The sequence below is a fragment of the Paenibacillus lycopersici genome (genome assembly GCF_010119935.1).
In the GTDB taxonomy this organism is placed as follows: domain Bacteria; phylum Bacillota; class Bacilli; order Paenibacillales; family Paenibacillaceae; genus Paenibacillus_Z; species Paenibacillus_Z lycopersici.
This window is the reverse complement of sequence record NZ_CP048209.1, coordinates 2,530,791-2,543,529: the sequence shown is the minus strand read 5'-3', so window position 1 is coordinate 2,543,529 and position 12,739 is coordinate 2,530,791. Positions and strand designations below refer to the sequence as shown.

Annotated in this window: 11 protein-coding genes; 6 read left to right on the top strand and 5 right to left on the bottom strand. The window is 58.4% G+C overall.

Features of this window, described 5'->3' with window-relative positions; genetic code table 11:
• Positions 1-294, bottom strand: coding sequence for a membrane protein insertion efficiency factor YidD (yidD, locus tag GXP70_RS11065; protein ID WP_192043440.1), 294 nt, complete (start codon positions 292-294; stop codon positions 1-3).
• 272 nt (positions 295-566) lie between these two features.
• On the opposite strand from yidD, the gene GXP70_RS11060 reads away from it, so the two are divergent.
• Together GXP70_RS11060 and GXP70_RS11055 are read left to right on the top strand one after the other, a co-directional pair.
• Complete coding sequence (locus tag GXP70_RS11060) at positions 567-1,559, top strand: Gfo/Idh/MocA family protein (RefSeq protein WP_162356623.1); 993 nt, start codon at positions 567-569, stop codon at positions 1,557-1,559.
• A 35-nt stretch (positions 1,560-1,594) separates the two neighbouring features.
• Positions 1,595-2,572, top strand: a complete 978-nt coding sequence (locus GXP70_RS11055; protein ID WP_225442762.1) for a helix-turn-helix transcriptional regulator — start codon at positions 1,595-1,597, stop codon at positions 2,570-2,572.
• A 162-nt stretch (positions 2,573-2,734) separates the two neighbouring features.
• On the opposite strand, the gene GXP70_RS11050 is transcribed toward GXP70_RS11055, so the two are convergent.
• Positions 2,735-4,738 carry a stalk domain-containing protein gene (locus GXP70_RS11050; protein ID WP_162356621.1) on the bottom strand — a complete coding sequence of 668 codons (2,004 nt, stop codon included), beginning with the start codon at positions 4,736-4,738 and terminating at the stop codon, positions 2,735-2,737.
• 158 nt (positions 4,739-4,896) lie between these two features.
• A complete protein-coding gene (locus GXP70_RS11045; RefSeq protein WP_162356620.1) occupies positions 4,897-5,118 on the bottom strand; it encodes a hypothetical protein in 222 nt (73 codons plus the stop codon).
• 163 nt (positions 5,119-5,281) lie between these two features.
• Here GXP70_RS11045 and GXP70_RS11040 point away from each other — a divergent pair, with 163 nt between their 5' ends.
• Positions 5,282-5,932, top strand: a complete 651-nt coding sequence (locus tag GXP70_RS11040) for a YktB family protein (RefSeq protein WP_225442761.1) — start codon at positions 5,282-5,284, stop codon at positions 5,930-5,932.
• 129 nt (positions 5,933-6,061) lie between these two features.
• Here GXP70_RS11040 and GXP70_RS11035 read toward each other — a convergent pair whose 3' ends face one another.
• Both GXP70_RS11035 and GXP70_RS29555 read right to left on the bottom strand, forming a co-directional pair.
• Positions 6,062-9,064 carry an efflux RND transporter permease subunit gene (locus GXP70_RS11035; RefSeq protein ID WP_162356618.1) on the bottom strand — a complete coding sequence of 1,001 codons (3,003 nt, stop codon included), beginning with the start codon at positions 9,062-9,064 and terminating at the stop codon, positions 6,062-6,064.
• 188 nt (positions 9,065-9,252) lie between these two features.
• Positions 9,253-9,786, bottom strand: coding sequence for a hypothetical protein (locus GXP70_RS29555; RefSeq protein WP_192043439.1), 534 nt, complete (start codon positions 9,784-9,786; stop codon positions 9,253-9,255).
• 342 nt (positions 9,787-10,128) lie between these two features.
• Between GXP70_RS29555 and GXP70_RS11025 the strand changes: the two genes are divergently transcribed.
• The 3 genes from GXP70_RS11025 to GXP70_RS11015 all read left to right on the top strand — a co-directional run bounded on the left by GXP70_RS11025 (position 10,129) and on the right by GXP70_RS11015 (position 12,660).
• Positions 10,129-10,881 (top strand): ABC transporter ATP-binding protein, encoded by a 753-nt coding sequence (locus GXP70_RS11025; protein ID WP_162356616.1) that lies wholly within the window; start codon positions 10,129-10,131, stop codon positions 10,879-10,881.
• A complete protein-coding gene (locus tag GXP70_RS11020; protein WP_162356614.1) occupies positions 10,878-11,900 on the top strand; it encodes an ABC transporter permease in 1,023 nt (340 codons plus the stop codon). The genes GXP70_RS11025 and GXP70_RS11020 overlap by 4 nt, the downstream gene beginning before the upstream one ends.
• A gap of 91 nt (positions 11,901-11,991) precedes the next feature.
• Positions 11,992-12,660, top strand: a complete 669-nt coding sequence (locus GXP70_RS11015; RefSeq protein WP_162356612.1) for a TetR/AcrR family transcriptional regulator — start codon at positions 11,992-11,994, stop codon at positions 12,658-12,660.
• Positions 12,661-12,739: the final 79 nt, after the last annotated feature.

Genomic DNA, 12,739 nt, shown 5'->3' with positions numbered 1-12,739 from the left:
CTATACCGAATCCTCCGATAGGCTGTCAAGTGAGGCAGCCGCCCGGAGCTCCTCGCTCGTCGGCGGCACGAAATCGACGCCGCCCGGATGGAACGGATGGCAGCGGCCGATGCGCTTGATCGCAAGCCAGCTTCCGCGAAGCGGCCCATGCTTGTCGATCGCCTCCAGCGCGTAAGCGGAGCAGGTCGGATAGAACCGGCACGTAGGCGGCTTCAGCGGCGAAATGAATTTGCGGTAGGCGTGAATCGGCGCTTTAATGACGGCACGCACGGCGGCTCCCCTTCTTTCTTCCATTATTAGCGCGAATAAACATGCGCAAAAGCAAGCTTGTTCTGCATCTATCATGACGCAATTCGGCGTCCGCGTCAATTTCCCCGCAGCTTATGAAATGGCGACAAAGGAATTGTCGCGATTTTATAGTTTTATTGTCATGGAAACGTATTATAGCTTAATTTTATTTGTGTTACCGTATATACATGTCGCATAATTAGAGCATGTAAAACTCTAATTGCACGACATAATAAGATGAATTCAAGCCTTAACCCACTATTAGGAGGAATCAATCCATGATTCGCGTTGCTATGCTCAGCTATTGGCATGTTCATGCTTGGGATTACACCAAACAAGTGCAAGAAAATCCGAATTCCGAAATCGTTGCCGTATGGGACGAGCTTGCCGACCGCGGTCAAGAAGCCGCTGCCAAACTCGGCGTTCCGTTCATTGCGAACCTGGACGAACTGCTTGCGCGCACGGACATTGACGCCGTCGTCGTCGACACGCCTACGAATATCCACCGCGACGTTATGGTGAAAGCCGCTCGCGCCGGCAAACATATTTTCACGGAGAAAGTCATTGCCCCTACCCTCCGCGAAGTGAACGAAATCATCGCCGCCGTCCGCGAAGCCGGCGTGAAGCTGACGGTTTCCCTGCCGCGTCTGAACGACCGCTATACGCTGGCGGCGCAAGAAGTGCTGAAGCAAGGCCTGCTCGGCGACCTGACGCAAGCGCGCGTCCGTCTGTCCCACAACGGCGCGATCGCAAACTGGCTGCCTGCGCACTTCTACAACCTCGAGCAATGCGGCGGCGGCGCGCTGATCGACCTCGGCTGCCACCCGATGTACCTGACGCGCCTCTTCCTGGGCGTGCCGCAAACCGTCAGCGCGGCGTTCGGCTACGTAACGGGCAAAGAAGTCGAAGACAACGCGGTCGCTACGCTCCGTTATGAGAACGGCGCCGTCGGCATCGTCGAAGCGGGCTTCGTTAACGCGCATTCCCCGTTCTGCGTCGAAATTCACGGCACGGAAGGCACGCTGCTGTACGGCCTGCCGGACGAAGTCGTTCGCGTGCGCAGCAACAAGCTGAACGCGCAGGAATGGGTCACGATCGAATTGCCTGAACAGCGGATCTCCGCATACGACCAATGGGTTGGCCATGTGTTGAACGGCACGGAAGCCGAAGAGAATGTCGCGCTTGCCGTCGATCTGACGAAATTGATGGAAGCCGCTACGATCTCGAACGCCGAGAAACGCGCCGTAGCGCTGTCCGAGCTGCAAAACTAATCAACGGCAACCAGGAAAAGAAGGAGGCGATACAGTTGGCTAAACCGTTTGCTTATACCTTGATGGCCGAACGAAACGATGCGATCGACAGGCTCGATATTCAGTTCCGCTGGGGCGGTTACGGGTTTCGCGTGCTGCGGTGCCACTTGACCTCCTTCGCTCCGGGCAAGATCGTCCGTTTCCATAAACATTCGGAGTACGAGTTTCATTTCATCCCGCGCGGCAAAGGCAGCGTCATCCTGGAGGATGCCGCGTTCCCGCTTCACGACGGGCTGTTCTATTTGACCGGTCCTAACGTGATCCACCAGCAGGAAGCCGACGCGCGCGAAGCGATGGACGAGCTCTGCCTCCATATCGACATCGTGCCGATCAAGGACTCGGACCAGGCTTCCGCTTGGGGCGATCCATGGGAACGCCACGAAGCGGAAGCCTGCATTCGGGCGCTGGACAACTTGCCGCTGCGGCCGCATGTCGACCAGTACAATGCGATGTCGTGGTTTCTGACGGCCTACCGCGCTTGGAACGAAGGACAGCCGGGGGCATTCTCCACCATCAAGCAGGCGATCATCCAGATCCTGCTGCGCGCCGCCCGGATGTCCGCCATTCCGAACGCAACGTTCGAGCCGCCTTCCCGCAACATCAACGAGCATCGGTTCCGCATCGCGACGCAGTTCATTCACGACAACTATGCGCAGCCGCTCACGCTGCAGGAGGTCGCCGAGCGGATTCCGATCAGCCCGCGCCAGCTGCAGCGGGTTTTCCGCGAGCAAGGCGAAGAATCGTTCACGGCCTATCTGGAGAACTACCGCCTCTCGCAAATCTGCTCGGCTATCGTCGAGGGCAGCCGCCCGATCGAGCAGATCGCGCTGGAGCACGGCTTTGCAAGCAGCAACTACTTGTATTACGTGTTCAAGAAACGGTTCAACATGACGCCGAAGCAGTTCCGGAAGCAGCATGCCGGTAACGCGGTCGAAGCAGATCCGAGAGCCGCCGCTTTGAGCGGCAGACGATAAGCCGTCAGCAGAAAGACGCGCACCGCCTTGACGAGGCGATGCGCGTCTTTCTCTTTTTGGATTGCATTGACCGGCGCTGCGCCGGACGAAAAGGCCTGCGGACAATTTCCGCAGGCCTCTCCTCGTTCTCTCCAGTCTTCCTCTTCATCCGGTTCGATTCGATTACCAGCGAATCTCCGGCAGCTTCAAGAACGTAAGGGCAACCGGAAGATTGCTTCCCCCCGCCAGCGTGAAGACGAGATCCACCGCTTCTTCCGTATACCCCGTCCGGTAGAGAACAGCCGCCTGGGTGTTGTTCATGAGCGACGCGCTCACGACCTGGCCGTTGACCAGGAACGATCCCGTGTAAATACCGCCGCGCGGGTTCAGCGCGATCAGCGTATGCGGCGACACATGCGACAGATGCATCCGGTACATCGTCCCGAAATTGCCGGTATTATACTGCAGCTCGCCGGTCGTGTCGTCGATGCCGTCCAAGTACTTATCGACCGTTTTGTCGCCGATCACGATCCGCTGCTCCGTATCGCCGAGCGTATCGTTGATCTCGATCGTACGGTCCGCGTTGTTGAACGTGCCTCTGACGTGAATGCCGTCGCGCGGCATGACCGTCAGGTTCGGCAGCGCCGTGATCGGATTGGTGCCGGATGCCACGACGACAACTCTGTACTGCAGCTCTTGGTCGCTGAAGATGTCGGCATAGGCGGAAAGCACCTCGCTCAATTTCATCGGCACCTTCGACAGCTCGGGCAAGATTTCGACCGTCTGATGCGGCTTCACCGTCATCCATCTCGGCGACGGGTTGCTGCTCACGGAAGCGAGGTACCGCGCCGTGGACATCTTAGCCACGTTGGCGACGGTCGGATCCGGGCCGCCGATGCCGAACGAGCTCGTATTCACGTTGACCGTCGTGCTGTTATTGTTCGTCGCGAGCAAGTACATGCGCACCGGATAACCGATCTTGTTCACGTTATGGAACATGAACCGCACTTGGCCGGTTATTTGCGCGTCGTACGCAATGCCTTCCCGGATGAGCGTCTCCGGGCTGTTGCTGCGAACCAGCTGGGAACGCACGGAATTGATGGTATAGCCGATTGCCGGCATTTGCGGCACCGAAGCGCCGTCGATCGCAATATTGGAGCCGACCTTCGTGTTCAAACGGTTATATTCGTCTTTGGTATACAGCACTTCGTTCGTCACCGTCACGGTCTTCGTCACGGTCGACGTCAAGCCGTGCGCGTCTTCGACGACGAGCGTAACGCTGTGTTCGCCAGGCTCGAAGAATACTTTATCGTTGCCCGTAAACGTGGCCCGCACGATCGCATTCTCGTCATCCGTGCTCAAGTCGATGTAGTTCACGTCCTCGCCGATCCGGTACTGCGACTTCTCCGTCGTAAAATCGGCGACGGGCGGCATATTCGGCGCCTTGACCGTTACGGTTACGGAGTACGGCTCGCTCCATACGCCGTCGGTATCTTCCACCTGGTGCGTGACAACGTACGTGCCCGGTTCAGGGAACACGTCCATCTTCCCTTCCCAACGTTCGTCGACGAACGGGTATGGCGTCGGATTCGTCGAATGATCGATATACGATACGACCGTCTGCCCCGCGTAAATCTCGGCAGGCTGCACCTCGAAATTCGCCTTCGGCTTCGGCGGAATGACAACGGTCGTCCATTTCAGCGTAATCGTCTTGCCGACGACCGCAATCGTGCTGTCGGCCATCTCGCCCCAGGAACGAAGCGGCACCATCAGGTAGCCGTTCGAAATATAAGGCACGCCCGTCAGCTGCGTCAGGACGCCGTCCCTGTGCGCGTAGCCGCTGCCGATTTTGAATACCAGCTCGTGCTTGTCGTTCTTCGCGGTTGATTCCTTCTTCTTCGCGTCGTACGAAATCGCGTATCCGTAGCGAGCCGCGATGGAGCTGAACGGAATAAACGTCCGGCCGTCGATGTTCGCCACAGGCTGCGCCGATTTGTAGGCGGCGCCGTTATGCACCATATTGGCGCTGCCCATTGTCAGATCAAGCCGATTCGTCACGTTGGCAACATTCGCGTTGCTCATATCGATAGGGGCAGCAAAGCCCGCTGCCGACGCGTTCTGCGCTCCGGTACTCATACAAGACATCAATAAGAACGATACGATTAACATCCATTTCAAAGATTTCATGCTGCGTCTCCTTTATGCTCTCTTCTCATGGCCATGCGCGCAATCACGGTCATTGGCCGGCTGTGAACCGGTCTTACACCTAATTGAGACGTGCAAGACACCGTAAAAGTTGCGCAAGCTCGCAAAAGAGACAAGGTTTAGACATATGTAGCAGCCGGTTATCGGTTAACGCGCATGTTAATCAAGAAGAACGTTATCATGACGATGAACGACGCCAGCGTGAGCAGTCCGATCGTCAGCCTTACCCGCTGCTTCTTCGCGATCCGCTCGGCATCGCGCTCATGTCGAGCCAGCGTGACGGCACGGTGCGCGAACAGAAATACGATCGCCAGCGCCACGAAAACCATATTCGATAAGAACCATAATTGCTGCCAAAACATGAATGTCCTCTCCCTACCTCAGGTGTTCAACCATACTCAAGTAGACTACCGGAATCGCTGCGAGATTGCAAACCCGCACCTGTGCTATAATGAAGTTGAATACGGTTTGCGCCCGAACGGCGCCGCCGCGCTTTCCCTGCGACTGAAAGGATGAATGATTACGATGACTCAAACGATCGGCTCCATGAAAGGGGCGTTTGCCGGCTTTGCGCCCGAAGACTTCGACGTGTTCGCGATTCCGGGGCTGGAACCGCGGATGGACGCGCTCATCGCCCGCATCCGGCCGAAGCTGCATGAGCTCGGCGAGCGGCTGTCGCCGTTCCTGACGGAATTATGCGGCGAACCGATGTTTCCGCATGTCGCCAAGCATGCCCGCCGGACGATTAATCCGCCGAACGATACCTGGATCGCGTTCGCGCCCGGCAAACGCGGCTATAAAATGTTCCCGCACTTCCAGATCGGACTGTTCGGCTCCCATGCGTTCATCCAGTTCGCGATCATATACGAATCCGACAATAAGTCGGTATTCGCCGAGCATGCGCTGCAGCAGCTGGACGATATCGAGCGGCATATCCCTGCCGATTACGTCTGGTCGGGCAACCATATGGTGCCCGGCGGAGACACGCAGGCGGAGCTCGGCCGCGACGGACTGGCCAAGCTGCTCGAGCGGCTTCGCACCGTGAAGGCGTCGGAAGCGCTCTGCGGCATCGTCGTCGACCGCGAAGACCCGCTTCTATTGAACGGCGAAGCGTTCGTCGCCAAAGTGGAAGAGACGTTCCGCACCGTGCTGCCGCTCTACAAAATGTCCTTCTAGCAAGCACTATAACAGACATTACAACAGACATTACAGTAGCCAGATCTGGCTGCTGCTGGCACTGCAGCAGACAAAAGCCTCGCACCGTATGTTCGGTGCGAGGCTTTCTTGCGTGCATCCTAGCTTGAATCAGGCCGCATGCTCCAAATTCTTGGAGACGCGCTGGCGTCTGGACTTCATGAAGAAGAACAGTTCGTATACGCAAGGCACGATGATCAGCGTCAGCAGCGTTGCCGCCGCGAGGCCGCCGATGACGACGATGGCCAAGCTTTGCGAGACGATGCTTCCGCTTTCCGACGAGCCGAACACGAGCGGCAGCATCGCGGAGATCGTCGCGATCGCCGTCATCAGAATCGGACGCGCGCGGGTCGCGGCCGCTTCGACGAGCGCTTCGCGGATCGTCATCGACTTCTCGTTCTGCTTCACGCGGTCGATCAGCACGATCGCGTTCGTGACGACGATGCCGACGAGCATCAATGCGCCGAATATAGCCGTGAAGTCGGGCGAGACGTTCGAGACGATCAAGCCGACGACGGCGCCGATCGCGGCGAGCGGCAGCGAGCACAGAATCGCAAGCGGCGCGCGCAGCGTCTTGAACGTAAGAACCATGATCAGATAGACGATGCCGATCGCGATGATCATAATAATGCCGAGATCCGCGAAATCGGACGATTGGTCGGCGGAAGCGCCGCCTACCGTGAACGTTACGCCGTCTTCCGCCTTGAGCGCGTTCACCTTCTTCGTAATTTCGCTGCCGACTTTCGAGAGCTGCTTCGGATCGACGTCCGCCATGACGCGAACGTAAGGTTTGCCGTCCTTATGGTAGAACACGCTAGGCTGATCGCTCTTCACCAGCTTCGCGACCGAGGATACTTCCACCGGACCGGAGGCCGTCATAATCGTCAAGCCGTTCAGATCGTTCTCCGATTGCGGATTGGCCGAAGGCTGCAGCACGACGTTCGTCGAACGATTATCGATCGTCACGGTGCCGAGCGGAATCGGATTGAGCAGGCCCTGCAGCTGGGAAGCGACTTCCTGGCCGTTCGACTTCGCCGGGTCCAGCTGGAACGTATAGACAGGCTTCTTCTCTTCTTGGTTCGTTTTTACTTTCAGCACGTCTTTCACCGGCTTGATCGCGGCGACAACCTGTTCCGCGCCTTTGGCGATCGCGTCCAGGTCATCCCCCGTCACGTCGACGAGCACCTGCGTGCCGCCGGAGCCGCTCATGAAGTCCATGGCGCCTGCGTTCAGATCCGCTCCCTTGAAGGATGGGCGCTGACCCTGCACGTCCGCGATTACTTTCTCCGCGTTCGCGCCGTCTTTCATCTGTACGAGATACGTTACGAGCGACGGCGAGGATACTTCGCCGTACTTGGCGCCGTCGGAGCTGTTGCCGTTCTGCATCAGCACCCAGTCGATATCGTTGCGCTTCGACAGGAAGGATTCCAGCTTGCGTCCGCCCTCGACCACCGCGTCATGCGGCGTCTCGCTCGGGTATTCCAAGGTAATGTTCAAGTTCGTCGCGCTGGACGAATCCAGCGCGCCCTTCGGCATCGACATGTAGGCGCCGACGGAGCCGACGAGCAGCACGACGGCAATGACGAGCGGCACCCATTTATGCGCCAGGCACCAGTTCAGGAAATTCGAGAAGCGCTTGGAGCCTTCATGCTCTTTCAATTTCGTATTGCGCAGCAGCACCGCGCTGAGCAGCGGCACGACGGTTAATGCAACGAGCAGCGACGACAGCAGCGAGTAGGTTACGGTCAGCGCGAACGGCAGCAGGAACGCCTGCAGGGAGCCGCGGAGCAGACCCATCGGCAGGAACACGGCAACCGTTACGAGCGTAGACGATGTAATCGCCGTGGCCACTTCCTTCGTTGCGTCAGTGATGAGACCGGTCGAGAACGGTTCTTTTTGCAGCCTGCGGTATATGTTCTCGATGACGACGATGCTGTCGTCCACGAGACGTCCGACCGCGACCGCGACGCCGCCGAGCGTGATGATGTTAAGCGTGACGCCGGACATCTGGAGCAAGTACAGCGTGATGCCGAGCGACAGCGGGATCGATACGATCGTAACGAGCGTCGCCCGAAGGTTGCGCATGAAGAGCAGGATGACGATCGTCGCGAACAGCGCGCCCATCAACACTTCGCGCAGCATGGAATTGACGGAGTGCACGACCTGCTCCGACGTGCTAGACAGCACTTGAATGTTGACGCCCTTGATGTCTTTGTTCAACCGGTCGACCGTATCCTCCACGGCATTGCCGACCTTAACGGCATTGGCGTTGGCCGTCTTGGAAATCGTCAGCATGAGCACGTCTTTGCCGTTCAGGCTGCTGATGCTCTCCTGCTGGTTATCCGCCTTGACTTCCGCGATGTCGCCAAGCGTCACGCCTTGTGCGACCGGCAGCTTGCGGAGCGTTTCCAAATCGTTGACATTGGCCTCGACGATGATGTTGCCGGAGGCGCCGCCGATCGTCTTCTCGCCGATGGAAGCCGATACGTTGCGGCCTTGCAGTACGCCCATCAGCGACTGGAACGGTACGCCCTTCGCTTCAAGCTTCGCCGTATCCGGAACGATCGAAATGCTCGGCGTCGATTGACCGCCCAGCGAAACCTCGCCGGCGCCGTCGATTTTCTTGAATTCATTGATCAGTTCCTTCTCTACCCGCTCGCGGTCGGCTTCGTTCACGCCGTCCAGGCCGACGGATACCCACGAGATCGGGATCATCGAAGTATTGAGCTGCACCACGTAAGGCGTCATAACGCCCGCGGGCAGCTGCACCGAACGGACCGCCGCTTCGACTTCGGCTTTGGCATCCTTCATGTTCGTCTTGGAATCGAAAGACATGTCGATCTTGGAGAAGCCGTTGCCGGATGACGAGGTCATCAGGCTCTTGCCTTTAACGAACTGCACCGCATCCTCGATCTTATCGGTGACTTCGGTTTCCATCGATTTGGCGTCATAGCCTGGACCGATCGCCGCGACCGTGACCATCGGGTTGTCGGCAGACGGCAGAAACTCCATCGGAAGCCGGAAATAGCTGATGACCCCCATCACTAAAGCCATTAGCACGACGAGCTTCATCGCCGCTTTGTTATTGAACGCCCATTTTGTCATCCACTGCATTCTTCGTCCATTCTCCCTTCGAAACTATGGTTCTCCTCGGAACTCCTTGTTAAAGTCTACCTTTTCGGGCGGGGATGCCGTAAACGTCTGCAGACCAGTTTTTATCCCAGACCTTAGACGGAGGCGGAACCGCGTCCAGCGGCGGAACCGCGCCTCCGTGACGGCTCGATTGACGCCAACGGCTTCAGCTACATGGCGGCATAATAGCGCGCCAAACCAAGGAGCGCGAACCCGAACAGCACCGTTCCGGCGCCGATGCCGGCGATCGCGCTGCTGGCCACCTTCAATCTAGGCGCGACGATGACGGAAGCGGCCGCGACCGCGATGAGCAAGCCTGCGAGCAGATAAAGGCCGGCGTCCTGGAACACGGGTTTCAGGCCGATGAAATGGACGCCGACGATGAAGAGAATCCAGGGGGCGACCAGCTGGGCGCGCTTCTTGCGCAGCAGCAGGAAAGCGCCTACGCCGGCAAGCACGATCTCCGCATATACGAATATCAAATATCGGTCGTAAGCTCCGTCAATGGACAATGCGGAGGGCGCATCCCAGTGCGTCGCGCTCAAGTAGACGCCGTACAGGCACATGAGCAGCCCGGCACCCGAAGCCATCCCGAGCCATTTGCGCCAGCCTGCCCGCGGTTGTTCCTGCGCCCAGCCGAACCAGACGAAGCTGAACAGGCCGAACACGGCGGCATACATTGCATAATCACGAACATACTCCATGAGGCACCTCTCTCTTAATAGGGTAATCGTTCCTTAACGGCTTCCTTATTCTGTCATACGGATAAGCGCGAGCGAGGTCGCGTTTCATTGCATAGATTCATTGGGAAGCTTAGAAATCGCCCAGAAGCATAGAATCGAATAGAAGCTTAGAATCGAATAGAAGCTTAAAATCGATTAGAAACTGAAGCTTAGACTCAATCAGAAGCTGAAGCATTGAATCGTTCATAAAAAAGATTAAAAAGTGAGTGATTACTCACTTTACACCAAAACGCATCTGGCATATGCTGAGAATGAGTAATCGCTCACTATTGAAGTCATTTCTATTCGGAAGGTGTGATCGTCATGTCCGCTCACGATGTTTCTGCTTCGGCCGTACCCGTTATCGACGTGCAGGGCGTTTCCCGGCGCTTCGGCAGCCATACCGTGCTGGACGATATCTCGCTGCAAGTGGCGCGCGGCGAGCTGTTCGGTCTGCTCGGTCCGTCGGGCTCCGGCAAGACGACGCTCATCAAGCTGATGACCGGCATCGACAAAGCCGACGGCGGTACCGTCCGCATGCTCGGCGAACGGATGCCGAAGCTGGCCATGCTGCAGCGCTTCGGCTACATGGCGCAGTCCGACGCGCTCTATAACGAGCTGACCGCGAAGGAGAACTTAACGTTCTTCGCCTCGCTGTACGGCCTGAAGGGCGAGCGGCTGCGCAGCCGGATGCAGGCCTCCATGGCCGTCGTCCACCTGGAGGATCATATGAACAAGACCGTGTCCGCCTATTCCGGCGGCATGAAGCGCCGATTGTCGCTGGCGATCGCGCTGCTCCACGAACCGGAGCTGCTCGTGCTCGACGAACCGACCGTCGGCATCGACCCCGTGCTGCGGCAGTCGATCTGGCAAGAACTCGGCGAGCTGCGCAAAGGCGGCACGACCATCATCCTCACGACGCATGTCATGGACGAAGCGGAGAAATGCGACCGGCTCGGCCTCATCCGCGACGGCAAATTGACGGCTGCGGGCTCGCCAGAAGCCATCAAACGGCAAGGCCGCGCCGCAACGATCGAGGAAGCGTTCATTACGCTCGGGGGAGGCGTTCGCTCATGAGGATTCGCGCGCTTGCCATTCGGATCATCCGGCAGTTCGTTCGCGACAAACGAACGCTGGCGCTCCTGCTTCTCGCGCCCCTGCTCATCCTCGGCTTAATGAAGCTCGTCTTCAACGGCCATGCCATTGAGCCGGATATCGGCATCGTTCAAGCTCCGGTGCCCGCATTCGCCGGGCAGCTGAAGACCGCGGGCGCGCATGTCGTCGCCTACGATACGGCGGACGCAGCCGAACGGGCGCTGCGGGCCCGCGAGCTGGACGCCTATCTCGCGTTCGACGGCGGCAAGCCGGCGCTCCGTCTGGAAGGAAGCGATCCTTCCGTGAACAAATCGATTCTGCTGCTGCTCCAGCGCACGATGAGCGCGGGCACGCAGGCCGCCCAGCCGGCCGTGACGTACTTGCACGGCAGCGAAGACATGGCCTCCTTCGATTCATTCGGCCCGGTGCTGATCGGCTTCTTCTCGTTCTTCTTCGTCTTCATGCTGGCCGGCGTCTCCTTCCTGCGGGAGCGCACAAGCGGTACGCTTGAACGGCTGCTCGCGACGCCGATCCGCCGATCCGAGGTCGTGCTCGGCTACTTGTCCGGATTCGGCCTGTTCACGCTGCTTCAGGCGGCGCTAATCGCCTGGTTCGCCATAGACGTGCTCGGCCTCTATATGGACGGCTCCATCTGGTACGTGCTGCTCATGAACCTGCTGCTGTCGCTGACGGCGCTGACGCTCGGGACGCTGCTCTCATCGTTCGCGAGCAACGAATTTCAGATCATCCAGTTCATCCCGCTCGTCGTCGTGCCGCAAGTGTTCTTCTCCGGCCTGTTCAACCTGGATGCCATGACGCCTTGGCTGCAGCATCTAAGCCGCATCATGCCGCTCTATTACGGCGCCGACGCGATGCGGGACATCATGATTCGCGGCGAAGGCTGGTCCGAGATCTATACCGACGTATACGTGCTGATCGGCTTCTCCGCCGTCTTCGCGCTGCTGAACGTTCTCGCGCTCAAGAAGCACCGCGCCATTTAATTCGCCGCGCCGCTATGTTAGGATATAGGCTAAATAATGTTGCAGGTACAGGCTGAATAGCAGGTTAGCAGCGCGTTAAGGAGCTGGCGTCATGAGCGACACAATGGAACAATGGATCGAGGAGCTGCTCCGCAGCGATGCCGACGGAGCCAAAATGACGGAGAAGCAAGCCCGGATCGTGCAGTCCGCCATCGAGGTGTTCGCCGAGAAGGGATACGCGGCTTCCTCCACGAGCGAGATCGCCCAGCGGGCCGGCGTGGCCGAAGGTACGATTTTCCGCCACTATAAGACGAAGAAGGCGCTGCTGCTTGCCATCGTGGCGCCCGCCATGACGAAGCTGCTCGCGCCGTTCGTGCTGCGTGGCTTCAATAACGTGCTCGACTCGGAGTACGACAGCTACGAGCAGGTGCTGCGCGCCATGATCGAGAACCGGATCGAATTTCTGCGCAAGAACCGCAGCATCCTGAAAATACTGCTGCAGGAAATCCCATTCCATCCCGACATGCAAGCGAGATTGCAGCGGGACGTGATCGCGGTCGTCCTGGAACGGCTCCGCCGGATCGTGGCGAAGTTTCAGACCGGCGGCGTTATGAAGGAGCTGCCGTCGGCGACTGTCATACGGCTTAGCCTCTCGGCCATCATGGGCTATATCGCCACCCGTACGGTATACGGCGAACGGGAAGACGCCGAGTGGGACGACGAGCGCGAGCGCGAGGATACCATCGCGTTCGTCATGCGCGGGCTTGGCCTGCGCCAGTGATCCGCAAGGAACACACGGGAAATATGAGAAGTGCATAGAGCCGCTGAGGATCGAATAGCGCTGCAACGATTCGAATAGA

Coding starts and splice junctions, on each gene's coding strand:
- yidD (WP_192043440.1), bottom strand. CDS start 294: ATGGAAGAAAGAAGGGGAGCCGCCGTGCGTGCCGTCATTAAAGCGCCG.
- GXP70_RS11060 (WP_162356623.1), top strand. CDS start 567: ATGATTCGCGTTGCTATGCTCAGCTATTGGCATGTTCATGCTTGGGAT.
- GXP70_RS11050 (WP_162356621.1), bottom strand. CDS start 4,738: ATGAAATCTTTGAAATGGATGTTAATCGTATCGTTCTTATTGATGTCT.
- GXP70_RS11045 (WP_162356620.1), bottom strand. CDS start 5,118: ATGTTTTGGCAGCAATTATGGTTCTTATCGAATATGGTTTTCGTGGCG.
- GXP70_RS11040 (WP_225442761.1), top strand. CDS start 5,282: ATGACTCAAACGATCGGCTCCATGAAAGGGGCGTTTGCCGGCTTTGCG.
- GXP70_RS11035 (WP_162356618.1), bottom strand. CDS start 9,064: ATGCAGTGGATGACAAAATGGGCGTTCAATAACAAAGCGGCGATGAAG.
- GXP70_RS29555 (WP_192043439.1), bottom strand. CDS start 9,786: ATGGAGTATGTTCGTGATTATGCAATGTATGCCGCCGTGTTCGGCCTG.
- GXP70_RS11025 (WP_162356616.1), top strand. CDS start 10,129: ATGTCCGCTCACGATGTTTCTGCTTCGGCCGTACCCGTTATCGACGTG.
- GXP70_RS11020 (WP_162356614.1), top strand. CDS start 10,878: ATGAGGATTCGCGCGCTTGCCATTCGGATCATCCGGCAGTTCGTTCGC.
- GXP70_RS11015 (WP_162356612.1), top strand. CDS start 11,992: ATGAGCGACACAATGGAACAATGGATCGAGGAGCTGCTCCGCAGCGAT.